This is a genomic window from Enterococcus sp. AZ109, from assembly GCF_051714625.1.
Lineage (GTDB): Bacteria > Bacillota > Bacilli > Lactobacillales > Enterococcaceae > Enterococcus_A.
In genome coordinates this window covers 974,122-999,590 of sequence record NZ_JBIOSF010000002.1, presented here as the reverse complement: position 1 = coordinate 999,590, position 25,469 = coordinate 974,122, and the positions used below count along the sequence as shown (strand labels likewise).

Annotated in this window: 22 protein-coding genes and 1 other annotated feature; of the genes, 4 read left to right on the top strand and 18 right to left on the bottom strand. The window is 41.0% G+C overall.

All coding sequences use genetic code 11. The annotated features are described in order from the left end of the window. Positions 1–65: 65 nt before the first annotated feature. Positions 66–572, bottom strand: coding sequence for a peptide-methionine (S)-S-oxide reductase MsrA (gene msrA / locus IGI42_RS21425; RefSeq protein ID WP_438718086.1), 507 nt, complete (start codon positions 570–572; stop codon positions 66–68). 18 nt (positions 573–590) lie between these two features. Beyond that, positions 591–1,403, bottom strand: coding sequence for a MetQ/NlpA family ABC transporter substrate-binding protein (locus IGI42_RS21420; protein ID WP_438718085.1), 813 nt, complete (start codon positions 1,401–1,403; stop codon positions 591–593). Between the two features lie 71 nt (positions 1,404–1,474). Further along, positions 1,475–1,718, bottom strand: a binding site (T-box leader). A 247-nt stretch (positions 1,719–1,965) separates the two neighbouring features. Between IGI42_RS21420 and IGI42_RS21415 the strand changes: the two genes are divergently transcribed. Further along, positions 1,966–3,066: a DNA alkylation repair protein gene (locus IGI42_RS21415; protein ID WP_438718084.1), complete on the top strand. Its 1,101-nt coding sequence runs from the start codon at positions 1,966–1,968 to the stop codon at positions 3,064–3,066. Between the two features lie 26 nt (positions 3,067–3,092). Here the strand turns inward: IGI42_RS21415 and rbsU are convergent, their stop codons facing one another. The 9 genes from rbsU to IGI42_RS21370 all read right to left on the bottom strand — a co-directional run bounded on the left by rbsU (position 3,093) and on the right by IGI42_RS21370 (position 13,210). Next, the gene (rbsU, locus tag IGI42_RS21410; RefSeq protein WP_438718083.1) at positions 3,093–3,980 is read right to left on the bottom strand and encodes a ribose/proton symporter RbsU; all 888 of its coding nucleotides are present in this window, start codon (positions 3,978–3,980) and stop codon (positions 3,093–3,095) included. 114 nt (positions 3,981–4,094) lie between these two features. Further along, on the bottom strand, positions 4,095–4,490 hold the full coding sequence (gene rbsD / locus IGI42_RS21405) for a D-ribose pyranase (protein ID WP_438718082.1): 396 nt from the start codon (positions 4,488–4,490) through the stop codon (positions 4,095–4,097). A gap of 18 nt (positions 4,491–4,508) precedes the next feature. Further along, the gene (gene rbsK / locus IGI42_RS21400; protein ID WP_438718081.1) at positions 4,509–5,414 is read right to left on the bottom strand and encodes a ribokinase; all 906 of its coding nucleotides are present in this window, start codon (positions 5,412–5,414) and stop codon (positions 4,509–4,511) included. Positions 5,415–5,519: 105 nt separating this feature from the next. Further along, the gene (gene rbsR / locus IGI42_RS21395; protein WP_438718080.1) at positions 5,520–6,521 is read right to left on the bottom strand and encodes a ribose utilization transcriptional repressor RbsR; all 1,002 of its coding nucleotides are present in this window, start codon (positions 6,519–6,521) and stop codon (positions 5,520–5,522) included. Between the two features lie 125 nt (positions 6,522–6,646). After that, positions 6,647–8,056: a glycoside hydrolase family 1 protein gene (locus IGI42_RS21390; protein WP_438718079.1), complete on the bottom strand. Its 1,410-nt coding sequence runs from the start codon at positions 8,054–8,056 to the stop codon at positions 6,647–6,649. Positions 8,057–8,072: 16 nt separating this feature from the next. After that, on the bottom strand, positions 8,073–9,920 hold the full coding sequence (locus tag IGI42_RS21385) for a beta-glucoside-specific PTS transporter subunit IIABC (RefSeq protein WP_438718078.1): 1,848 nt from the start codon (positions 9,918–9,920) through the stop codon (positions 8,073–8,075). Positions 9,921–10,032: 112 nt separating this feature from the next. Next, a complete protein-coding gene (licT, locus tag IGI42_RS21380) occupies positions 10,033–10,866 on the bottom strand; it encodes a BglG family transcription antiterminator LicT (protein ID WP_438718077.1) in 834 nt (277 codons plus the stop codon). 239 nt (positions 10,867–11,105) lie between these two features. Continuing rightward, positions 11,106–12,350 carry an MFS transporter gene (locus tag IGI42_RS21375; RefSeq protein ID WP_438718075.1) on the bottom strand — a complete coding sequence of 415 codons (1,245 nt, stop codon included), beginning with the start codon at positions 12,348–12,350 and terminating at the stop codon, positions 11,106–11,108. A 158-nt stretch (positions 12,351–12,508) separates the two neighbouring features. Beyond that, complete coding sequence (locus IGI42_RS21370) at positions 12,509–13,210, bottom strand: gamma-glutamyl-gamma-aminobutyrate hydrolase family protein (RefSeq protein WP_438718074.1); 702 nt, start codon at positions 13,208–13,210, stop codon at positions 12,509–12,511. 134 nt (positions 13,211–13,344) lie between these two features. On the opposite strand from IGI42_RS21370, the gene IGI42_RS21365 reads away from it, so the two are divergent. Further along, positions 13,345–14,997, top strand: a complete 1,653-nt coding sequence (locus IGI42_RS21365; protein WP_438718073.1) for a MutS-related protein — start codon at positions 13,345–13,347, stop codon at positions 14,995–14,997. Between the two features lie 54 nt (positions 14,998–15,051). On the opposite strand, the gene IGI42_RS21360 is transcribed toward IGI42_RS21365, so the two are convergent. From IGI42_RS21360 to IGI42_RS21350, 3 genes are all read right to left on the bottom strand, one after another. Then, the gene (locus tag IGI42_RS21360; RefSeq protein WP_438718072.1) at positions 15,052–15,519 is read right to left on the bottom strand and encodes a helix-turn-helix domain-containing protein; all 468 of its coding nucleotides are present in this window, start codon (positions 15,517–15,519) and stop codon (positions 15,052–15,054) included. 166 nt (positions 15,520–15,685) lie between these two features. Further along, entirely contained in the window at positions 15,686–16,633 is a 948-nt protein-coding gene (locus tag IGI42_RS21355; protein WP_438718070.1) for a sugar-binding transcriptional regulator, read from the bottom strand. 116 nt (positions 16,634–16,749) lie between these two features. Then, positions 16,750–17,415, bottom strand: a complete 666-nt coding sequence (locus IGI42_RS21350; RefSeq protein ID WP_438718069.1) for a hypothetical protein — start codon at positions 17,413–17,415, stop codon at positions 16,750–16,752. A gap of 527 nt (positions 17,416–17,942) precedes the next feature. Here IGI42_RS21350 and IGI42_RS21345 point away from each other — a divergent pair. Further along, on the top strand, positions 17,943–20,324 hold the full coding sequence (locus IGI42_RS21345) for a phosphoketolase family protein (RefSeq protein WP_438718068.1): 2,382 nt from the start codon (positions 17,943–17,945) through the stop codon (positions 20,322–20,324). A 63-nt stretch (positions 20,325–20,387) separates the two neighbouring features. Further along, positions 20,388–20,786, top strand: a complete 399-nt coding sequence (ndk, locus tag IGI42_RS21340) for a nucleoside-diphosphate kinase (protein ID WP_438718067.1) — start codon at positions 20,388–20,390, stop codon at positions 20,784–20,786. Between the two features lie 121 nt (positions 20,787–20,907). Here ndk and IGI42_RS21335 read toward each other — a convergent pair whose 3' ends face one another. From IGI42_RS21335 to IGI42_RS21320, 4 genes are all read right to left on the bottom strand, one after another. After that, positions 20,908–21,156, bottom strand: coding sequence for a hypothetical protein (locus IGI42_RS21335; protein ID WP_438718066.1), 249 nt, complete (start codon positions 21,154–21,156; stop codon positions 20,908–20,910). A gap of 57 nt (positions 21,157–21,213) precedes the next feature. Further along, positions 21,214–21,759, bottom strand: coding sequence for a helix-turn-helix domain-containing protein (locus IGI42_RS21330; protein WP_438718065.1), 546 nt, complete (start codon positions 21,757–21,759; stop codon positions 21,214–21,216). A gap of 180 nt (positions 21,760–21,939) precedes the next feature. After that, positions 21,940–22,527 (bottom strand): DJ-1/PfpI family protein, encoded by a 588-nt coding sequence (locus tag IGI42_RS21325; RefSeq protein ID WP_438718064.1) that lies wholly within the window; start codon positions 22,525–22,527, stop codon positions 21,940–21,942. A 1,111-nt stretch (positions 22,528–23,638) separates the two neighbouring features. Further along, entirely contained in the window at positions 23,639–25,330 is a 1,692-nt protein-coding gene (locus tag IGI42_RS21320; protein WP_438718063.1) for a glycoside hydrolase family 3 protein, read from the bottom strand. Between the last annotated feature and the right edge of the window lie 139 nt (positions 25,331–25,469).

Below are 25,469 nucleotides of genomic sequence, written 5' to 3'. Positions count from 1 at the left end.
CTCTTTTCTGCTTTTTTGCCTATCTTACCGAAACAGTTACTAGGATTCAAGTGCTTTTTGCTGTGCTACCAATTCGCCTCAATGAATTGCTTTCGTCGTTGGGCATTACGGGCATAATTTTCAGGATGCTTTTTATAATAATTTTGGTGCTCATCTTCTGCTAAATAAAATGGCGCTGCTGGCTCAATACTGGTTATAATCGGATCGGTAAATTTTCCGCTTTCAGCTAAAGCTTGTTTGCTTTTTTCAGCAATGTCCTTTTGTTTTTCATCAAAATAGAAAATGACTGGTCGATAATTGTCACCACGATCTTCAAATTGGCCAAAGGCATCGGTAGGATCTGTCTGTTGCCAGTACAATTCGACTAATTCTTCAAAAGTAATTACTTCCGGATCAAAAATAATTTCCACCGCCTCAGTATGACCAGTTTGATGACTTTTTACTTGTTCGTAGGTTGGATTTGGTGTGTGTCCTCCAGTGTAACCGGAAAAGACTGAATGAATCCCCGGTAGTGAGTCAAAGGGTTTGATCATGCACCAGAAGCAGCCCCCGGCAAAAATTGCTCGTTCCATTTAACATTCCTCCATTTTCTATTGTGCCACAGGGATGACTGAACCACCCCATTTTTCATCAATCCATGCTTGAACTTCCTTATCTTGTAAGGCTGCCACTAATTTTGCTATTTGCGGATCATCTTTTTCTTCCGTTTTGGTTGCGATGATGTTTACATAAGGTGAATCTTGGGCTTCTAGCATTAGAGAATCTTTGACTGGGTTTAAGCCTTTTTCATAAGCAAAGTTAGAATTAATTGCCACCAGGTCGCCTTCGTGATTTTCGTATGCTGTTGCTAGCAAGGGCGGTTCAACATCATGTTTGAAGTTCAAATTTTTTGGGTTATCAATAATGTCATTAAAAGTTGCTTTATCAATGGCAATACCTTCTTTTACCTTGATCAATCTGTTGTCTTCAAAAATTCTCAGCACCCGGCCCCACTCTGATGCAACGTTCGAGACAATCACCGTTGCGCCTTCAGGGATATCAGTAACCTTTTTTATATTATGAGAATAGATACCCATTGGTTCTAAATGGATACCTGCCACATTAGCAAAATCATAATCATTTTCTTCCTTTTGCAGATTAAAATAAGGCACGGTTGAAAAGTAATTGGCATCAATTTCACCTGCCTCCAACGATTTATTCGGTAAGATGTAGTCGTCAAATTTCACAACTTCTAAATTGATGCCGTCTTTTTCCAACATCGGCTTCACATGTTCTAAAATTTCCGCATGAGGTGTGGGCGATGCCCCCACCTTCAGTGTATCCTCTGAACTACCGGCTGCTCGTCCACAGCCTGACAACAATAAAATTCCCGCTAAAACAAAAACACCTGCAATCTTCCTCATTTGACCACCTCTTCTTTTTTAATAAATGCAAAAAAAGCATTCATCCCTTGAACTGTTAATTGCTTAACAGCCCAAGGGACGAATGCTTTCGCGGTACCACCCTTATTCGTATTAGAATTCTAATACCTCAACCGTACATACTTAACCTAAGCTAAATAGATACGCGGCAAGGTAACGGTTGCGACCGTCTAAATTGCGTGAACAACTTAGATGCTCCGAGCTCATCTTCACTCTAACTTCCCATTCCCCTTTTTCACCATCCGGGTTCTCTGCCAATGTTCACATTAAAGCTACTCTTCTCTTCCACACGAAATATGATGTTGCAAATGATCATAATACAAAACAAATGATATTTCAATTAAAAAATGCTCTTTTCGAGGATTTTTTTCTCAGCGGACTTGGTTCAACTAAAAATATTTTTTAGTATGCACCTATTCTAAATGGCCCCAAGCAGATTTTTTTCCTGCTTGAATGTTGTGGTCTTTTCCTCTAAACTTTGGTGTGAACAGAGGTTTAGTAAAAACTAGAAATAAGTTAAACAGCATTTGAAAGGAGGAAGTACATGACTGAATTGATGAAAGATAAATACTATAATTATGATACGCTTTATGATCTTGCTTCAAGAATCAAAAATGTGTATCCCCAGTTTCAGAAAAGTGATTTTATCAACGATATCATGGACAATGACTGGGAAATGTTAGAACTAAAAGCACGGATGCGAAAAATTACTATCCATTTAGGTAACTATTTGCCGTGTAAGTATATAGAAGCTCTTGCCATCCTCGATCAAGTTGTTGCTAGCTATCCGGCAGGACATAATGACAATGCTTTGATCTATTTTCCGGATTTTGTAGAGGTTTATGGGCAAGACGAGCAGGACTGGGATTTATCTATTGCGGCATTGGAAAAATACACCCAACTATCGACTGCTGAATTTGCCGTACGACCGTTGATTATAAAACACGAAGTTCGTATGATGCAGCAGATGGCAGTCTGGGCCAACCATGAGAATGAACATGTTCGACGACTGGCCAGCGAAGGCTGCCGCCCGGCTTTGCCTTGGGGACAAGCTTTGACCAGCTTCAAAAAAGATCCTTCGCCAGTGCTTGCTATTTTAGAAAAAATGAAAGCCGATCCATCTTTGTATGTCCGTAAAAGTGTTGCTAACAATTTAAACGATATTTCCAAAACTCATCCTGACTTGGTGGCAAACATTGCCAAAGATTGGTACGGTAAAGACAAACATACGGATTGGATTGTTAAACACGGCTGCCGGACTTTGCTGAAAAAAGGAAATCGGGATGTCTTAGCTATCTTTGGGTATCACGATGCTAGTTCGGTAGATATTAAGGATTTCTCGTTGACGGCTGAGTCCCTCAACTACGGTGAGAGTTTGACTTTTTCCTTTACGATTTCAGCAAAAGAAACCACCAAGTTAAGGCTTGAGTATGGCATCGACTATGTCAAAGCCAACGGAAAACGCAGTCGGAAAATATTCCAGTTGTCCGATACTGTCTTAAAAGCCAATCAGTCAAAGACTTACACCAAAAAGCATTCTTTTGCTGATTTGAGTTCTAGGAAGCATTATCCCGGACTACATTCCGTCACGCTGATTGTTAACGGTGCTGAGCGTGAGACGCTAGATTTTGAATTGACCAAATAAAAAGCCGTCAGCTGACGGCTTTATTTTTATAACATGACAGTCATGGCTGCAGCGGCTAAAATCAGCACCAAACCAATAATCGTAACGGTCATTTCTTTTTTGGTTTTCTTTTGTCCTAAAAACCAGATGCCGGTTAAAGTTGCCAGAACCACTGATGTTTGCGACAAGATGAAGCCAGTAGCTAAACCGTTCATATTTGGTTGGGCTGAGATCAAATAGGTCAAGGCCGCAAAGGCGAAGAAGAAACCAGAAAAGATGTGTTTGTAAGAAACAACTTCCGCAAATGGTGATTTTTCTTTATCCTTGAAGGTTAAAATTGCTGAATAAACAACTGCGACTAGCACCATGCCAATAGCTTGTGGCAAAAAAGCATGCATCCCATCAATGCTGGTGGCTTGCGGGGCGGCAGAATAAGCCCAATAACCAATTTCACCAACCGCTAACAGGATAACGGCCGATTTCAGCAGACTGCTGTTCTCTTTAGTTTTTTCCTCAGTCCAAACCGTCATCCAAGCGCCGATAATGATCAAAATAAGTGCTAATCCGCCTAATAATTTAGCAGTAGTACCAGGCCAGTTGCCTAAAGCTAAGACACCCCACAAGGAAGCCCCCAACAATTGAAAAGCCGTAGTGATCGGCATGGCACGAGATGAACCAATCAACGTAAATGATTTAAAGGTGATAATTTGTGCGATCGCCCAGCCAACACCAGACAGGATGGAAAAGATTAAATCCATACCCGATGGAAAACTTAACCCGTTTACTAGCGTAAAAATAAGTGCAAAAATTAAAGTTCCTAAAGTTGATCCCAGTATTTGATTTACCGGCCGACCGCCGATTTTGGATGCGATGGTTGGGAAAAGACCCCAACCTAATAATGGCCCTAAGCCAATCAATAATGCCGTAGCATTCATGAAAAATTCCTCCTTTATTTACGAAAGGCTTCGCAAACTTGCTCAGCTTGTGAAGCCAGACATGATTAAAACGATTTAATAAATGTGTACATGATAAAACATCGCTACTTGTTTTTAAAAAACGACGCCGCTTTCTAGTAAGATATTCGCATATGGCGTCATTTCTCCGGTACGGATAAAAGCGTGCACATTATTCAATTCCTGCTTCATTTCACTATGAGGGATAAAGGTAATGGGTGTTTCTGGCAAACGCTTTTTGATCGCTTCCAGCATGGTTGGATTTTCGGTTTTAATTTCTTCTGCTAAATAAATGCGCTGCACTTCTAATTCTTCTAACACATTGTTCAAGACGTCCATAAAACTGGGAATGCCATTGTCCACTGCTAAATCAATTTTTTCCGTCATTCTTGGCACCGGCATGCCGGCATCGCCAATACTTAATTTGTCAAAGTGCCCCATTTGTGCGATTACGCGAGAAATATCTGAATTAATTACTTTGCCTTTTTTCATGATAACTACTTCCTTTCTTTAGTCCAATTCGTTTTTGTAAGGGATTGATGGTTGAGCGCCGAAGCGTTGAACTGTCAAAGACGAAGCCTTGTTTCCGTATGTGATCGCTTCTTCTAAGTTACTGAAATCATTCTTTAGAATACTGCTCATAGCTCCAATAAACGTATCGCCGGCAGCTGTCGTATCAACTGCTTTCACTTTAAAGGCTGGTACAATTCCGCTACGTCCATTGACATCATAGAAGGCCCCTTTGCTGCCAATCGTAATAATGACTGCTTCGATACCTAATTGATGCAACTGATCGGCAGCTTTCTTCATGCTATCTTCATCTGTAATTGTGATGCCTGTTAAAATTTCCGTTTCCGTTTCGTTAGGAATAATCATATCTGTAACTTCCAGCAATTCTTCTGGAACCTGTTCTAAAGCTGGTGCTGGATTCAAAATGGTTTTAACACCGGCTTGGCGAGCAATTTTGAATGCTGTGATCGTGCTGTCCATAGCGCTTTCAAACTGGGTAATCAAAAAATCACTACTTTTAATCAGTTCTTCATGCTGATTGACATGGGCTGGAGTGAAAACATTATTGGCACCAGCATGAATCATGATGCTGTTTTCCCCTTGGTCATCAACAATAATATAGGCTTGACCAGTCGCTTGGTTATCTAGTGTAGCAATACCGGCTAAATTAATTTCTTCCTGACTTAAAAGATCGGTCATCATTTGTCCGGCTTCATCGTTGCCGACTGCCCCAATAAAATTTGTAACTGCTCCGGAACGTTTAGCTGCTACTGCTTGGTTTGCGCCTTTACCACCACCGGCTGAGAAAATTTCCTTCGTGTGCATGGTTTCACCTGGTTTAGGCATTTGTTTTACTCGAATGGTGCGATCCAGGTTAATACTGCCAATAATTGTAATCGCGTTCATTTTATCCACTCCGTTTCGTTTAATACGTGATTCCATTGTTACAAAAACGTTTTACTAAAACGTTTTAACTCTATGGCAAAAATATAGCACATCTTGAAAGCAATTTCAAGTGTGCTGATTTATCTTTTTGGTTGAAGCCCGTTTCACCAATTGAACCGATAGCATTTTTTCTTCCCAATTTTTTTCTGGCTGCTGAATCCGTTCCAGCAATAATTCAGCGGTAGTTTGGCCTAATTCAAAAATAGGCTGGGCGATCGTAGTCAGCTGTGGAATCACATACTCACACATATCAATGTTGTCATACCCAACGACACTATAGTCAGCTGGGATGTGTTTTCCGACTTCATTCAATCCCAAATATAGACCAAAAGCAATCTCGTCATTCACGGCAAATAATCCGGTAAAGTCTCTTTGGATAATTTCCTTTGCCGCTTGACGTCCTCCTTGCTTAGATAAGTCACTGTTGACGATCTTGGCTTCAGGAAAAATTGAAGAAAATCCCTCATATCGCTTATAAATATTGGCTGGCGCATTTTGTGGCATAACGACTGCAACCATTTGGTGGCCCAAATCGGCTAAATGCTGAGCGGCTAATCGTCCCCCTGAAAAGTCGTCTGTTAATACGGCATCACTGATTCCTTCCGCTTTTTTCTGATCCAAAACGATAAAAGGTAAACTATTCTTCTTCAATGTATCGTTAATCGCTTGGTTGGAAACTGCTGAGCTGGCAATAATAAAGCCATCGACGCCACGCCGACTCAACTCTTGTAAGTACTCACTTTCCTTTGCTTCATCCATATCCGCGTTACAAAACATTGCGACAAAATTTTCGCGATATAAAACTTTTTCAATGCCTCGCAGCAAATTACCAAAGAAAGGGTTCGTAATATCCGGAACTAATACACCAATAGTCTTACTCTTTTTCATAATCATACGACGGGCAAAATAATCTGGTTCGTAATTCAGCTCTTTTTTTGCCTCCAAAACCTTTTCTATGGTGCCTTGACTAAACATGTCTTCTTTACCATTCAATATTTGCGATACAGTTGTAATGGATACACCTGATCGTTTTGCTACATCTTTTATAGTCACCTTTTTATTTGCCATTTTTATTGCCCCAGTCTTTTTCTATGTAAAACACTTCAATATGAGTTTACATGTATCACAGAGAAATGCAAATTTTTCTTCTATTAAAAAATGCTGCTCTCAACAAAGAGAACAGCAACATTGTTTTATCGGATTAGACTATCACCATTGGATGCAATGACTTCTTTATACCAATGGAAGCTTTTTTTCTTGTAGCGATTCAGCGTTCCAGAACCATCCTGGTTGCGATCCACGTAGATCATCCCGTAGCGTTTTTTAATTTCCGCTGTGGTAAAGCTGATTAAGTCAATACAGCCCCAAGAAGTATAGCCCATAATTTCCACACCATCTTCCAGTGCTTCTTCCACCTGCACTAAGTGATCGTTCATGTAATTGATGCGGTAATCATCCAACACTGTCTTAGTTCCATCCGGCAATTCGATCAGCTCATCAACAGCACCCAAGCCATTTTCAACAATGAAGACTGGCTTTTGATAGCGGTCATATACACAGTTCAAGTAATAACGCAGACCTTCTGGATCAATTTGCCATCCCCAATCGCTGGCTTTTAGATAAGGATTGGGAATGCCGCCGATGATATTGCCTTCGCCAGCTTCCTTCGTCGGGTCAGCTGATTCACAAACACTCATATAATAGCTAAAGGAAATGAAATCGACCGTGTGTTTCAGATCACTTAAATCCCGATCAGTAATCTTCAATTGAATGTCATTTTCTTTAAACAGTCGCTGGCTGTAGCTGGGATAATACCCCCGAACCTGTACATCAGAAAAGAAGAAATTTTCCCGTTCGGTGGCTAAAGCCTTCAACACATCCTTTGGTTCTGGTGTTAAGGGATAAACCGGCACACCGAGAATCATGCAGCCGATTTGGGCCTGCGGAATAATTTCGTGACAGGCTTTGACTGCTCGGGCACTGGCCACCAGCTCATGATGAATCGCCTGATAAATATCTTGCTTCGTTAGTTCTTCCTTCGGCGTATTGATGCCGCCGCTAAGAAAAGGCACATGGCTGATGGAATTAATTTCGTTGAAGGTCAGCCAGTATTTTACTTTATTTTGGTAACGGGTAAAGACCGTTTTTGTGTAATGCTCAAAGAAGTCGATGACCTCCCGACTGCGCCAGCCATCATAGGTACGGGTTAAATGCAGCGGCATCTCATAATGGGACAAAGTCACCAAAGGTTCGATCCCATATTTTAAGCATTCGTCGAAAACCTTATCGTAAAAAGCTAGGCCGGCTTCGTTCGGTTCCTGCTCGTCACCTTTTGGAAAAATCCGCGCCCAAGCAATTGACATACGGAAGACCTTAAAACCCATTTCTGCAAATAATCGAATATCTTCCTTATAACGATGGTAGAAATCGATACCGATTAATTTCAAATTGTCTTCCATCGGTTCCTCAGTTGGCGCTTCCCGCCAGCCTTTGCGGGTTAAATCCTGACCGGTTAGACCTTTGCCATCTTCATTATAGGCACCTTCTAATTGGTTGGCGGCAGTTGCGCCGCCCCATAAAAAATCTTTTGGAAAATTACTCATTGGTTTGCTCCTTTTTTTAAACTACATAAAGTACGGCTTCATCATAATTAGCAGTTTTCATTTCGTCTTTGGCTACTACGTCGATAAATTGGTCCGAATTAGTCACTACAATTGGGGTTACAATGTCATATCCAGCTGCTTTGACCGCTGCAAAATCCACCTTCAATAATGGTTGGCCGACTTTAATTCGGTCATCGGCTGAAACTAACGCTTCAAAATGCTTGCCGCCTAGTTCAACTGTGTCGATTCCTACGTGGATCAATAACTCCAAACCGGCATCACTGGTCAAACCAATCGCATGCTTTGTTGGGAAGATGGCAGTGACCGTGCCATCAAAAGGTGCGCGAATTGTATCATCAGAAGGAATAATTGCGATTCCCTCACCCATCATCTTTTTCGAAAATGCAGAATCGTTAACTTGTTCTAAAGGAATTACTTCCCCTTTTACGGGTGCAAAAACTTTTTTCGGATCGCTGCTACCCGTTTGGACTTCTAAAATTGCTTCTTCAATAGGTGCATCTTCTTCAAAACCAAATACCCAAGTCAGTACAAAGGTAAGAATAAATGAAGCAGCTGCTACAATACACGCATTGATAATATTGCCAGAGTTTTCGCCAATGAATTGTGGCAAGGAAACAACTGATGGCACAGCAAACGCATAAGATTCTAGGCCAGTGAAGCCCATGTACACCCCGCAAATCCCGCCAGAAATCATCGCTGCATATAATGGACGTTTGTATTTTAAGGTTACTCCATACAAAGCCGGCTCTGTTACGCCCGCTAATAACGCTGAAATTCCTGAAGCTAAAGCAACTTGTTTCAAGTTTTTATCTTTTGCTTTCATAGAAACGGCTAAAGCTGCTGCGCCTTGACCAATATTTGCCGCTAGCATTGCTGGTAAAATCAAAATATCTGGTGTTGCTGGTGATGCGATTAAGAAAATTGGCGCAAACGCCCAGTGCATCCCAGTCATAACAATTAATGGCATAAACGCCGCCATCAAGCCCAGCGCTAACCACCCTGCTTTACCTTGTACCCAAATGATTGCTGCTGAAAGACCTGATCCAGCAAAAGTACCCAATGGACCTACGACAACTAATGCAATCACACCTGATACTAAGATAACTAACAATGGTTGAGTGAAGCTCTTCATTACAGCGGGGATCACTTTATTGAAGGCACCTTCGATAAACTTCATCAACCAAACCATGATCAAAATCGGAATAACCGATGAGCCATAAGAAGCTAAGGTAATTGGTAAGCCGAAAACATTCAACGGGTTCCCATCAGCTACTAAGGCGGTAAAATTCGGATGCAGCATAATTCCGGCAATGGTCACCGCCAGCATTGGGGTCACCTTAAATTTCTGAGCTGCGGTATAGGCCAGCATAATTGGCATGAAGTAAAATGGCGCATCTCCGAAGAATGACAGCACCGCATAGGTTTGGGAATCAGCACTTAAAATTCCAATTAACGGCAACACAATCAACAGAACTTTAATCATTCCGCCCCCTAGCATGGCTGGAATCAATGGGGACATACAGCTGGAGATGACATCTACGAAGCGTTCGAATAAATTGCCTTTTTCGCCGTCCTCTTCTTCAGCGGCTGCTGAGCCGAAATTGCCTAATTTCACCAATTCCTTGTAGTAATTGGCCACGTCATTGCCCATAATAATTTGGTATTGGCCGCCTTTTTTCATGACTCCCATGACACCTGGCACTTTTTTGACTTGTTCGTCGTCCACTTTGCTTTCATCTTTTAAAACCAAGCGTAAGCGGGTCATGCAATGAGTAGCCGATCGAATATTGGCTTGCCCACCTACTTGTTCAAACAGCTGTTTTGCGGTATTTTTGTAATCCATTTTAATTTCACTCCTATTTTTTAGTAAAAGAAGCAAAAATGACCTAAAACTGCCCGAAAGAATATCGTTCAGCTCTAGGTCATGCTCCTTTTGGGATAACAATCCTATTTGACTATAAATTTTTAGTTATGCGGCGAATATGGGCGGTTAAATACAGCAGTTCAGTGGAGCTTAGTTCGTATTCAAACTGCTGCTGCACATACTCGCGAATCTTTAACGAACACTCGTATTCCGTCACATATTTGCTTTTTAGGGTTTCTAATAATTCTGCATCTTCGTCATCGTAATGCTCGCCGGTCAACAAACGTTGGGCAAAAAATTTCACATGAGTAATGAAGCGGTAATAATCCAAGGAATCTTCGTCAAATTCCGTGCGGTAATGATTTTTAATAATTTCTTCGATTCCTTTGGTGATCTCGGCTACTTCATAGGCCAAATCATCCTTGCGATCCAGTTCGGCATTCACAAAATGGGTAGCAATAAAAGCGGCTTCATCCACTTCAAAAGCTATGCCTAAATCATTGCGGACAATGTCCAGCGCCTTTTCTCCAACAGCGTATTCATCGGCATAAAAACGAGCAATGTCCCAACGTAAAGGATTTTTTAAAATAATGCCTTCTTGATAACGCTCAATCGCTGAATGAATATGGTCCGTCAAGTTCACGTAGATGATTTCATTTAAGTTTTTTCCTAGCTTAATTTTCCCGAAATTGATAATCTTCTCCGACACCATGATGTGCTCCATCGGTACGTTAATCAACAGCTCGGTAAATTTATTTTGGGTATCCTTGTCCCGCAGTAGAAAACTCTTTTCTACCAGCTCAATTTCTACCGGATTGCCTTTTTTCTTGCCAAAAGCGATCCCCTTGCCCATCAGCAGGACATCAATGCCCTTGCTGTTTGAAGAAATAACGGTATTATTGTTCAATACTCTTTTTATGATCATAAAATTTCCCCCGTTAGCCACAAAAAAAGCCCATTTACATACACTACATCTGTGTGGTAAATAGGTCCTGCTCACATTGTGATAACATCCAACATTTTTCAATTTTTTTGAATTGCCGCATGCTTACCCGAAGTAATAACATCAACAACTTAATGAAAAGGTTACCACGCAAACATTCAAATGTCAACTATCATTTTAAAGAAAAAATGCACCAGCCGCAGCCAGTGCATCTCCCCCGTCTAATTTTCCTTCACCAGATAGATGTCACTTTCCTTGGTTTCCTTAAACCAGTTAAAGCATAGGAAGGAAATTAATAGAATAAAGCAGCCCACTGCCAGAATTGGAAAGAATACCGAGATTGTCGTTCCTTTAAACAGGACACCCATCACTAATTGTCCCAACGGCACCGCACATTGAGCTACCGCAATGATGGTGGCCATCACTTTTCCTAGATTTTCTTTTGGCGTAATGCGCTGAACCAGTGAAATCAGGTAAATGGAAATGGCGCTCATGATGATTCCAATAATCACACCGGCGCCCACAATCACGACAAAGCCTCCGCCAGTTCCTAAAAAAAGCAGCAGGACGTTTACGATCAGTAAAAGCACGCCCGAAAACCCAAAGGTCAGGTAAAAATTGTTGAAGCGCAGATTTTTAGTTATCACGACAGCAAAAATTGCCCCCACAATATTGGAGAGACTGAACATTGCCATACCAACACCGTACATCGTTTCACTCACCTGCAGCACCATCCGCAAAATAACCGGTAAACCGACAATAAAGAAGGGCGTTAAGGCAAAATTGATTAAAGCTGCGATCACAATCGCTTTGGTAATCACTCGGTTGCTTCGGACTTCTTTAAATCCTTCCTTCAGATCACCAGTCAAAATTTCCAGGACGTTTCCTTTTTGTTCCTTTTTTTCAAAAGGAATCTTCAAACAACTTTCCACGATCGCCGCGATAACAAAGAAGGCGATGCTGCTGGCTACTAACGCTTGTGCACCAACTAAACCGTACAGAATGCCGCCGATAATCGGGGCGACAACGTTAGACAGCTGCAAAATCCCATTGGACAGACCATTGATTTTTTCCAATTGATCTTCTTTTACTAACAAAGGAATACTGGCACCTACTACCGGTGTATCAAAGCTTCCTACGATTGACAGGACAAACAACAAGAATCCGATGGCAAAAACCGATTCCGTCATGCCGATCACTAAAAACAGCAGCAGCGCCAACACGGCGTTCGCTACATCCATCAAAACCATCAAGATTTTCCGATCAAAACGATCGGCAATCGCCCCGCCAATTGGCGCAAACAAGACCGGGATACTAGAGACTGCCAAGATCGTGGCAAAAATATCTGCCCGACCGGTGGCGTCCAACACAAACAAAGACAAGGCGAAACGCAAAATCGCCCCGCCAAAAACCGAAATTAACTGTCCTACCATTAAATAGATGATATTTACCCGATTACCCTTCACACGCCTACCAACTTTCTTTTTTCTTTCTATAACAAGTGTAATTGATAGCGTGTCTGACAACCTCAGCCTTAGGTCTTATTGTTGTTCCAACTTTTGGTTGAGATGGCGAACTCAAAAAGCGGAATAAGCCACTGGATTCGTGACTTATCCCGCTGATTTTAATAACAATGAGCTAAAAACATTTGAAGTAGCCGCTGATTTTCCCGTGTATCGGAGGCGAAAAATTCCGGGTGCCATTGTACTCCTAGAACAAATTGATTTTCATCTAGGTAGATGCCTTCTACTAAACCGTCTTCCGATATTGCGGTAACCGTTAGTTTTTCACCGACATCTTTGATTCCTTGATGATGGTAGCTGTTGACGCTTAATGTGGATTGATCAAGAATATCCGCCAACATCGTACCTTCTACCAATTGGACTTCGTGTTGACCTTTATCATAAGGCGGCTTCATTTGATGGTTGATTTCGGTTGGTCGTTCGGTAGGTAAATCTTGATAAAGCGTTCCGCCAGTTACGACATTTAGCAACTGCGCGCCGCGACAGATTCCCAAGATTGGCGTATCCTCTTCTAACGCTTTTTCCATACAATAGATTTCCATCGTATCCCGCACCTGGTGAGTTTCCCCACAAACCACTAGTTTTTCTGTCCCGTATAGCTCAGGAGAAATGTCCTGACCGCCGGTAAACAGGAAGCCTTGGCAAGTTTCCAGGAAATAATCTAAGGTTTCAAAATTATCTGTCAAAGGTAAAATCATTGGAATCCCGCCATTTGTTTCAATTAACTCTACGTAGCCCGGCAGCATCCAAATACTTTCTTTTTTGCGATCGTACAACGGCATAATGCCAATAATTGGTTTCATCGGTTGCCTCCTGTAAATTTTTATCTTACTATTGTAAAACAATGAGGAATATTTGTATAGAAGCAATCGACTCTTTTCATTGGTGGGCACTTGTTCTATTATTAAAGGAAACAATCATAGATGGGAGTCTCATTATGAATGAACTAATCATTGTTGCAGGATTTATCCTAGTGATTATCCTCGTCTTCGCTGCCCTCGATCTTTGGTCGAAAATAAAATTGAAACGAAGTATCCGGGATGCTTGGGGGAAATTACCAGAGTATGCTATCAATGATCGCGAAGATAGTCTGATCACCGCTTGGGAAATTACCAAAGAGCTGCAAGAATGGGGTAGTGAAATTGACGATGCTACTTGGTATGATTTGGATATGTATGAGATTTTCCAGCAAATTAACCTGACTTATTCCAGTGTCGGCTCAGAAAGTTTATACCAGCGCCTGCGCAGCTTTAATTTTCAAGCGGATGATTTGGAGGAACTGATTGAATTTTTCGATCACCAGCCAGAACTACGACAAAAGGTTCAGTATCAATTTGCTCGTTTAGGCAAACTAGACAACAATCTGATTAAAAGCTATTTGTTAGCGGAAAATAACTTTTCTAGCACCGGCAGCTTTTGGCTATATTTGTTTTTAGGTTTATTGCCATTGATTGGGTTGGTGGTGGCCGCCTTCGCCCCTTCTATCGGTATCTTAATTTTTGTTATCTCTTTGTGTCTGAATACGATTGTTTCGATGGTGAAAAAAAGCACTTTGGATCGGGAGCTGACCAGTATGCGTTATTTAATTCAGTCCCTTTATACGGCTAAGAAGCTAAAAACTTTTCCACTGCCTAATCAGGCGGAGCTTGCAAACGAACTGGCTCCCTTGAAAAGCATCACCCGTTTCGGCTTTTCCTTTAAAGGCAGCGGCGGCACGGAAGCCGATGTGATTGTGGAAACTTTGATGATGAGTTTAATGATTCCTTTTATTTCTTACCATTTTGTGCAGAGAAAATTAGGCAAGCATAAGGAAGCGGCGATTCATTTGTGGCAAGCAATGGGAGATTTGGAAGCGGCACTGGCGATTTTGAATTACCGGACTGCTTTGGAAGAAACCTGCCTGCCGGAATTTCGCCCTGGTGGATTGACTGCTGAAGACTGCTACCACCCATTGATTAGCGAACCAGTGACTAATCCGGTGGAATGGACTAAAAATACCTTAATTTCTGGGTCCAATGCTTCGGGTAAATCTACCTATGTTAAATCCATTGCCATTAATTGCATCCTGGCTCAAACCATTAACACTACATTAGCTAGTCGATTTTGCATGGAGCCGGGTCATGTACTGACCTCGATGGCGGTGGAGGATAATGTGATTGAGGGTGATAGTTATTTTATCGCTGAGATTAAGTCCATCAAACGGTTATTAAATCAAGTCGCTACTAAAGAACGCTGCTACTGCTTCATTGATGAAATTTTGCGGGGAACCAATACGGTGGAACGAATTGCGGCTTCTGCCAGTATTTTGCATTGGCTGAAGGATTATCCAAGCTTGGCCTTTGTGGCAACTCATGATATCGAATTAACCGAGATTTTGAAATATGAGTGTCATAATTTGCATTTTTCCGAGCGGATTACTCATGAAGAAGGCATCGCCTTTGATTATTTAGTTAAAGAAGGACCGACGACGACTCGGAATGCCTTGCGTTTGTTGGAAATAATGGATTATCCTGAAGCTATCACTCAATTGGCTCAAGAAGAGTTGGCGGATTTTGAAAATGATCGTAGCTGGAATGTGCTGCAGCCGTAAAAATTTAGGTGAAAACCGCAACCTCTTTGATTGCTGAGCCGCGGTTTTTCCTCGTTACGAATATTTTTTCCAATTGAAAAAGATGGTGATGGAAATAATCAGCAAACTACTGCAGGTCAAAATGGTTTTTCCCAGCATAGTATAGCCTTCACCGTAATCCGGAAACATGATGTATTTGCTGATGATGGCGACGGCAAGGATCATAATTACTGCAATAATACTGCTAACAATCGTAAACTGGCGATTTTTGGTTTTGGTTTGCTGATCCAAAATCCTCTTTTGTTCTCGTTCCAGCATGGAAGTTTTTAAAACCAATTCGTCGGTTTCGCTGGGCTGTAGCAAATAATCGGTGGTGACGTCAAAAATGTTGGCCAGTTTGGTAATCTTGTCCAGCTCTGGAGTTGTTTGACCAGATTCCCACTTGGACACCGATTGGCGGGATACTCCTAATTGTTCTCCTAGTTCATCCTGTGATAACCCTTTTGATTTTCTTAGCTTCAAAATTTTTTCTGATAAGTCCATTTTCCTCACTCCTCTTCTATAAGAAAAGTATACCGATCCGAGAAAAATCGTGCTACCGACTAAAGTTGGAAATTTGTCGCCTGCTGGTTGATATTGGTTGCAATTCTGTTATAACGACAAAAACGCTATCGACTCCCTCTTTCTGAGTGTCGATAGAGTTTTTTTATCATTGTTCTACTAGATCACGAGCTGTTTTTTCATCGGTGATTAACACATCGACTAAGTTGCCTTTTAAGGCTGCACGAATACCTTCAACTTTTTCTTTGCCACCAGAGACAGCAATTTTTCGAGGAACTTTTTTCAAACGTTCCAAGTCAATTGCCAGCACTCGTTTATTCCATGAACAATCAGCTAGTTTTCCAGAATGATTAATGAAGTTGTAGCAAATATCACCGGCAATCTTGTCTTGGGAGTATTCCGAATCGACATTTACCTGATCTGATAAATAGGCATCCGTTAAGGTAGAGTAAATCGGAATACCCCCGATACCTACCAGAGCGATATCAGCGGACTCCCCTTCGTCGAACACATTTTTGATGAAGGATTGCTTCATAAAGACCGGCTTAGCTTCTGGCTCATCTACGGTAATGGGTGCATGCAATTCTACTGCGTGCCCACCACAACGAGAAGCAAATAATTCGCAAACTCTAGTAGATTGAATGGTAATATGTTCCATCCCCATCCCACCAACAAGTGGTACAAAGCGGACATTCGTCATTTGACTTTGCTTGGGAAAATTAGCTGCCGCCTCATGAACAGTGGTTCCCGCTGAAACACTAATGGTATACCACGGCTTGATGATGCGGGCTAAATATTTCGCTGCCGCAATCCCTAGTAATTTATTTTGCAGTCCGCGGCCAGCCGACTCGATACAAATCACATCTTCCAGCTGGAATTTCCCCTGCAATTGTTCCTCTAATGCTCGGTATGGACTGGCATATTCGTCGTGGATGGTGATCTCTACGATGCCTTCTTCACGCGAACGTACTAAATATTTTGAAACCAATGATCGGCTGATATTGACCCGTTTAGCAATTTCTTCCTGCTTTAATCCTTGTTCATAATACAAGGAGGCAATTTCAACTAATAATCGCTTGTCATCTGCTAAGCTCATTTTTATTCCCCCGATAATTGTCACTTATCCTTAATAGAATAAGTAAAGCAAAAATCAAGCTGAATAGTCAAGCCTATTTAGCAAAAACAATCGATTAAATGAACTGATTCTGTCGGTTAATTGCTTAAAAATACCTGGACTTTTTTATAATCGTTGACTGCCTTCAGCATTTCCTGACGTTTTTTCTGAGTGCTTTCGTTGCAACTGACTTCACCGATACCATCCAAGCCCATCGTCAAACTGTTTAATACAATGTTGGATGAAATAGTATTGGCTCCATAGATGATCGCCAAATGTGGATAGGCTTGCTTCAACTGTTTGATACGTTTCTTCTGTTTCGTGCACTGCTTATTAAATAAAGAAGCCGCTTCAGCGTTATCAAAATTCCATTTAATAATATCTAAATACGGAAAAAACACTTCTGGCAAGTCAAAAGGAGCATCCGTTCGTACTAAAAGCAGATAATTCAACTGTTGTGCTACCTGTAATTTGTCCTCGGTCAGCTTCTTACACTCATCAAAGATTAAAACGTCGGCTCCACAACCGCGTAGATCTGCCAACTGAGTAGTTGATTGTCCTTCATAAACAATCCCAACTTGAATTCGATAGGTTGCCTCTTTAATCCTAGCCACATCCTCCATACTTGCAGTAAAAATAGCGTCCAAACCCAGCTCTATGATCTTGTGGTCCATATGCAGGGCATTCTCTAACGCCGCCTCTCCTTTCCAAAGCACCTGTGAGTTGACACAATAAAACGGATGTCTCAATTGAGTTTTTTGCATAAATCATCTTCCTTTCTTCGTATAATTTAGTGAAATAAATCACAAATATCCGTAAAAAAAATAAACCGAATTTCACAACCAGTAGCTGACTTTAGCGTCGTTCTCTATTTAGTTCTGTATTATTACACAGGAAAAATAGTCCGTCAATCTCTTTTTTGTGAAAAAATGATCATACATTATGCTGCTATTTTTTCCTTCTATAATCTGTCTATAAAACTAAATAAGGAAATTTTTTCTGATTTTTAGAATAAACCTTTATCACTTGCTTTAGTCTGATTTTCTTTAGCAAACAGCGTTGTTACCACTCTGCTAGTATTCATTACGTTATTTTATATAAAAAACAAGCGATTTGAAGTAAATTATACTTTTTTTATACATATATAGATGTGTATATCTTAGCGGTTAGGTATCCAATTAAGACCTAGTCATATGTTCTTTAATAAAAAAGTAGTTTACATTTTCACAAGTTAAAGGTATATTATACTCAAATAATAAAAGTAAATTTTACTACAAAAAGGAGATATCACATGACAGTCAATTTTGATTCAAAAGAGTATCTAGCAAAAGTCGATGCTTGGTGGCGCGCAGCCAATTACATTTCGGTCGCTCAAATGTACCTAAAGGATAATCCCTTACTGAGACGTCCGATTCAAAAAGAAGATGTAAAGACCCATCCGATCGGACATTGGGGTACGATTGCGGGACAAAACTTCTTGTATGCCCATCTAAACAGAGCGATTAACAAATTTGATTTGAATATGTTTTATATCGAAGGACCCGGACATGGTGGACAAGTCATGGTTTCCAATTCTTATATTGATGGCAGTTATACTGAAATTTATCCTGAGATTTCAGAAGATGAAGCAGGTTTGAAGCACTTATGTAAAGTTTTCTCTTTCCCTGGCGGTATCGCATCCCATGCCGCTCCAGAAACACCCGGCTCGATTCATGAAGGCGGCGAACTAGGTTACGCCTTGTCACATGCGACTGGTGCAATTTTAGATAATCCTGACGTCATCGCTGCTACCGTTGTCGGTGATGGTGAAGCTGAAACTGGCCCATTAACAGCTGGCTGGTTCTCAAATGTTTTCATTAACCCAGTGAATGATGGTGCAGTTCTGCCAATCCTTTACTTAAATGGCGGAAAAATCTCTAATCCAACGATTCTTTCGCGTAAAACCAATGAAGAGTTGACTCAATACTTTGCAGGTATGGGCTGGAAACCATATTTTGTCGAAGGTACGGATCCAGAAAAAGTTCACCCAATGATGGCTGAAACCTTAGATGCAGTCGTGGCAGAAATAAAAGCGATCCAAGCCAAAGCTCGTAAAGGTGACGCAAAAGATACCGATATGCCGAAATGGCCGGTAATTATTTTCCGCACACCAAAAGGTTGGACTGGTCCTGAAACATGGGATGGTGAACAAATCGCCGGAACCTTCCGTGCGCACCAAGTGCCAATTCCAGTAGATTCTGAACACATGGAGCATATCGATAAATTAGTAGCATGGTTAAAATCTTACCGCCCAGAAGAATTATTTGATGAAAATGGTAAAATTGTCGAAGAACTAAAAGCTATTTCTCCTAAAGGCGACAAACGGATGTCCACCAATCCAATCACCAATGGCGGGATTGATCCAAAACCAATGAAAATGCCAAATTGGAAACAATATGCAATCGATACAACTACTCCAGGTGCAGTAATGGCACAGGATATGATTATCTTCGGTCAACAAGCGCGGGATATGATTACCGAAAATCCTGACAACTTCCGGATTTTTGGACCAGACGAAACCAAATCAAATCGTCTGAACAAAGTCTTTGAAGTAACGGACCGTCAATGGCTAGAACCTAAAAACAGCACGGACGAATGGCAATCTTCAGTTGGTCGGGTAATCGATGGTCAATTATCTGAACATCAAGCGGAAGGATTTTTGGAAGGCTATGTACTAACAGGACGTCATGGTTTCTTCGCCAGCTACGAATCTTTCTTGCGGGTTGTGGATTCTATGTTAACTCAGCATTTCAAATGGATGCGTAAAGCTAGCGCTCATGCATGGCGCAAAAAATATCCTGCGTTGAACGTGATTGCAACATCGACGGTTTTCCAACAGGACCACAATGGCTACACTCACCAAGATCCAGGTGTATTGACCCACTTAGCTGAGAAGAAACCAGAATTTATTCGTGAATATTTACCAGCTGATGCTAATAGTTTGATGGCGGTAATGGACAAGGCAATGCAAGATGAACAAGTGATTAACTTGATTGTTTCCAGCAAACATCCACGTCCACAATTTTATTCTGTTGATGAAGCAGAAGAATTAGTGGAAAAAGGCTTGAAGGTAATTGACTGGGCCAGCACCGATAATGGCGGCGAACCTGATTTAGTAATCGCAGCAGCTGGGACCGAACCGAACTTAGAAGCTTTAGCAGCCGTGTCGATTTTAAACAAGCAGTTTCCTGAGTTGAAAATTCGCTTTATTAATATAGTAGACATTTTGAAATTACGTCATCCAGATGTAGACCCTCGTGGTTTAAGCGACGATGAGTTTGACGCATTATTTACGACTGATAAACCGATCGTCTTTGCTTTCCACGGCTATGAAGGAATGGTTCGCGATATCTTCTTTGATCGCAGTAATCATAACATTCATATTCATGGTTACCGAGAAAATGGCGACATCACTACCCCATTTGATATGCGTGTATTTAGTGAAATGGATCGATTCCACCTAGCACAAGATGGAGCAAATGCCGTTTATGGTAGCCAAGCACAAGAATTTTCTGCTAAAATGGATGAAACACTCCAATTCCACCACAACTACATTCGCACTGAAGGAACGGATATTCCTGAAGTTGAGAATTGGCAATGGGAAGCATTGAAAGTATCAGTGACACAACGTTAATTGTTAACACTTGGAGGTTTGGCTCAGGCTAAACCTCTTTTTTAAATAAAGGAGCTGAAAAGAATGGAACAAACGTTAGTCATTATTAAACCCGATGGTGTCCGACGACGATTGGTTGGGCGAATTATCCAGCGCTTTGAAGACAAAAATTTGACGATTAAAGAAATGTATCAAGGTGTATTGACTGAGGCAATTGCCCAAGAACACTACGCTCATTTGAAGGACAAGCCCTTTTTCCCTAATTTGGTGAACTACATGACCTCGGGACCTGTCGTGTTTCTTCTATTAGAAGGAAAAGAGGCAATCACACTAGTTCGTCAAATGTTAGGAGCCACCAACGTTTTGCAAGCGATACCAGGGACGATCCGAGGCGACTTTGCCGACAGTACGACAGAAAATATTGTCCATGCCTCTGATTGTCAAGAAAATGCAACAATTGAGATTCAACGTTTTTTTCGGTAACTTTTCCCGACTGTCACATTGAAAGCGTAATCCTATAATCGAAAAAGCCGCCAACTGAGGGAAAATGTCTCTTAATTGGCGGGTTGCCTTTTCCTTTTAAACGCTTCACCGAAAATCATGTTTAGATTGTCTTGTTTCGGAGCACAGCTTTGACTGCTGAGGATGCGTGAATTATCCCATGAACTTTCACACTTTCGATTGTTTCATTAGCCAATTCGGAGGTAACATCTTTTGATATAAGTAAGATACCCACCATACTGATTTTAGCTTTACGTTTTCTGGCTTTTAGTTTTTCCAAATCTTTACGTGTCAGTGTCACTAATCCTGAGTAGGCGATCACCTTTGATTTATCGATATCTATATTTTTCATAATACTACTACTCCTTCCAAAACTACAGTGATGGTCACTTGACGGTTGCGGACTCCCCTATTCATTTTCAGTTGGTGGTGAAACTATTGTTGCAAAAGTATACTGTTTTTGTTCATCGGATGTTTTTGTCATTGCAGGCGTAAGTATTTGCATAATCTTTTCACTATACTCGGTTAATTCTTCGGCCGTAGCATAAATCGAAAGTGCATTAAAACTCGATCCGTCTTCTTCAATGTTCAGGTTTTCCTGCTTTCCGTAGCGCTCAAATTTCTGTAACAACGTAATCATAAAAGCACTAAACATTTTGTAATAGGCTTCTCCATCATTGTTATTGACTACCTGTTCACCCATATGCGCAAATTCTGTGCTGATTGCATACGTCTTTTCTACGACTGCTCTTACTTTTATTTCCGAAACAACTTCAATAATGCCAGCGCTTTCCATACTCTTCAAGGCCCGGTACAATGTAGCTTTGGGTATTTCACTATTAACTTGATGTAATTCTTTTGGTGTGGCTGTTCCTTTAGTTTGCAACGCTAAAAGTAACTTAGTTTTTACCGGATTTTCAATACAATCCATCATTTCTTTCATTACAATAGTCATGGAATCACTCCTTCAATAGTATCATTTAGATAATAGTATCACATTGATATCATTTAATCAATTGACCTTTCTACCGTTTTCCATCGAACACAACAAAAAACCGTAGCTTACTTACAAACTACGGAAATAAAATGGTTGGTTTTACTACTTGTACTGCAGTATCTCTCACGTCAAATTTCATTAGTGTGGATTCTCGTATTCCTGACAATAAGCATAGTAACCCATCCGATGCAGATCCATCGTCTTTTCGATGGTCTGCCAATCGGAGAACGCTACAGCTTTTAGTAAAGCTTCTGTAAATTCCAAAGTGCCGGTTCTATTAGCGGTGACTAAATTGCGATCCTGCACTACCTGCTGATGACGAAATTGCTGGGGATTTATATATTGTGAGACCTCCTGCCATGAAACTTGTCGGTTTCCGGTATGATAATAATTACTCAACAAACCATTACTGGCTAAAAAATCCACAGCATTGTCAATTGCTCCCACCATTACTCCATTAAGTAATGCTTCAGCGATTGTTTTTTTCAATAAAGAATTTTTGAAGTCCCACGAGCTACCTCCCACTAACACAAGCATATCCATTTTTCGCGGTATCTTTTCAATCAGATAGTCGACTTCTGTCTTAAAGCCCCCCATAGAAGTCACTTGTCTATTTAGCGCAGCGGTTTTAATAACCCAGTTTTTTTGCTGGTTTAGCTGGCTGGCTAGATAAGCACTTTCCCAATCTGCATATTCCTCCAGTAAAAAAAAGATTGCCCGTTTCATATTATTTTTCTCCTAATCGTGTCACAACTATTTGTATTTTTTTATGCAAGGAATGCTTGACGATTGCTTCTGTCAGAAGATCGCTTTTCCCCACTACTAAAGTATTTTCCCGTTTGACTTTTTACCGTATAATTAAAGTGTAAACATGTACTTTTGAAATGAGGCGATTCTGATGAAAAATGGTTGGTGTTGTCCGTCCTCGTTTTTTGTCAATTTTTCTGCTGCTTCCGTTAACTTGGTATCAAGATGTGGCAGCTAATCAAATGACCTTTCAAATAGAAGGCTTCACCGATTTTCAAGTCTTCTCACCCAACTATCCGGTTGTCTTCATTTATGTGATATGGCTTTACTGCTTTTTTTCCTCAGCAGCGAAAAAGCTTTGTTTCGATCTCTGCTTTATACAGTCCACGCCTTCTTCATTTTGCTGTTACTTATTTTTCCGGTCTTTTTAAGCTTTCCTTTTATGAGTCTCATAATCTTAGGTCGTTATACCTTTATTATCATTGCTTTGACCGCCTTTTCGATGTTTTGTTTCTCTAAAAGCCAGAAGTCATCTTCATAAATTTCCTTGTTCAAAAATCAGCGGTAAGAAAATCAGCGGCTTAATTTATATGCTTTGACTTTCTTACCTCTTTCCTGTCCTACACATTATGCCGAACATACGTTCTTTAGTAAAGAAACAATTGATTAAAAATCTAAATAACTTTTTCCTTTTTCTCTGCAGCAGTTCTTGCACCGCTAACGCTTCAAAAGAATCTACTTACCAATCAGCCTCCTTGAGCTGACCTGCTGGATCAATTCCGACTGTGACCTTCAATTCGACAGTGCCAGCTTGAGCATCTACAAACCCGATTACTTGATGGGCGTCAAACCTAAAACCTCCACAGCTTTCAAAAAATTTCTGGATCAGCCTTGCCTTTTGTTATCATTGCTAGATTAACAATAGCTAAAAAGAACTGATCAATTGCTAGTCTGGCTAAAATTTGCCAAGCTTCAAAATACAATTAGGCAGTATCCGTCAACACATCATCTAAATCAAAAATAGAGCCATCGATTATTCTTTTGCTGCTTAAAAAAGTCAGGTAAGATTTTTCTCCCTGACTTTACTTATTTATTGTTTCGTATCCCAATAGCCACAGAAGGGATCGATCGGATTGATTCCTTTAAAGGCAGATTTGCCCACTAGTTTCTCCACTAAAACTTTCGGGTTAAACTCGTTGGCGGTATATGCATTGATGTAAGTTTTAATCATCGGTACATCCTGCAAGTGATAAGGATTGGCCATCGAAATGAACATGGTTGGTAATTCTTCCACAAACCACGGCACGTCCACTCCCATTGGTGGCAGCCAATTAATTCGTACCGTTGTTTGGTTACTGGCAGTTTTAATGTTGGCAAAATAAATGACTAAATCAAACTGCGCCGTGAATTCTTCGATTGTGCCCTTGGTTAATAAATCTCCGTGAAGTTCTTTTTGGAAAATAAGAGGGTCAAAACCTTCTGCTTGCAAATGCTGAATGAAGCTTTTGCTGACTGGTGGCTTACCGCTGGCACTGACTACGTCACCTAAAACAATCACTAATACTTTTTTGTAGGAAGTCGGTGAAAGTGGCAGCAGATTTTGCGTATCTTTAACCAGAGTGATCGATTCATCTGACAGTTCATACGCCCAACTGCGATGCTGCTCACAACGTAAAATGTTTAAGGCATCTTTTTTTGGTACCAGCTGCTCTTTGTCCAACAATCCCAGAGAAGCCTTAGTCGCCAAAATCCGTAGCACCGCTTCTTCTAGACGTTCAGCAGAAATGATGCCAGATTGGTAACCTGCTAGAACACAAGCATAATCCTCCGCCAGATTTCGAGTAAACAACAGCATATCACAGCCAGCAGCAATTGCTTGCGGCAATAATTTTTTCCGTTTACCGCAGCTAGAAAAACCAGCCATGTTAGTGGCATCGGTGACGATCAATCCATTAAAGTTCAATTCTTTCCGTAATAAATCCTGTAGCAGCTCTGGTGAAAGTGATCCTGGAAGAATCTCGTCATCGGTAATCCCAGGCCGCAACTTACGAGAGTATGCCGGTTGCTTAATGTGGCCAACCATCACCGTTTTAGCCCCAGCTTCAATTAATTCCCGATAAACGACACCATAGGTTTGATCCCACTCCTCCGTTGACAAGCTGTTTACTGAAGTCAGTAAATGCTGATCTCGATCATCCACTCCATCTCCAGGAAAATGCTTGATGGATACTGCCACACCTTCTTCTTGACAGCCCCGAATGTATTGCAGCGACAAGTCCTTCACTCGTGAGACATCCGATCCAAAGGTACGAACATTAGTGATAGGATTGGCAAAATTCAAATTGATGTCCACGACAGGCGCAAAGGCCCAATTGCACCCTACTGCCGCCCCTTCTGCTCCAGCAATTTTACCTAATCGATAAGCATGCTTTTTGTCCTCTGCCGCCGCCACCTGAATCGCCCGACCAAAAAAGGTTCCATCGTTGCCAATACCATCGCCACCAGCCTCTAAGTTAGCCGCTAATAATAAAGGCACCTTGCTGCTTTCTTGGATTAAGCGATGGATTGCTTGAATTTCATGACTGTCACCGGGACGATACATCATAGCTCCAGGCGTATAATCGGCAATTACCTGTTTAATTTCATTGGTATCTTTGTAATCGCCATGTAAACAAAATAATTGGCCGATCTTTTCTTCTAAAGACAGCTGTTGGACTATCTGTTGAACGTTTCTAATTTGTTCCTTCGTCAAATCAAACGGTTTTGCTTTCAAATCAATCATCATAAACCCCTTCATCTACTATTATTTTGCAATGATGTCAGTTAAAATAGCTTTTATTTTCCTTCGGTTATGTCGCCGACACAAGAACAAGATGGCTACAAACAAAAGAATCATGGCACCCCAATCACAAGCAACCTCA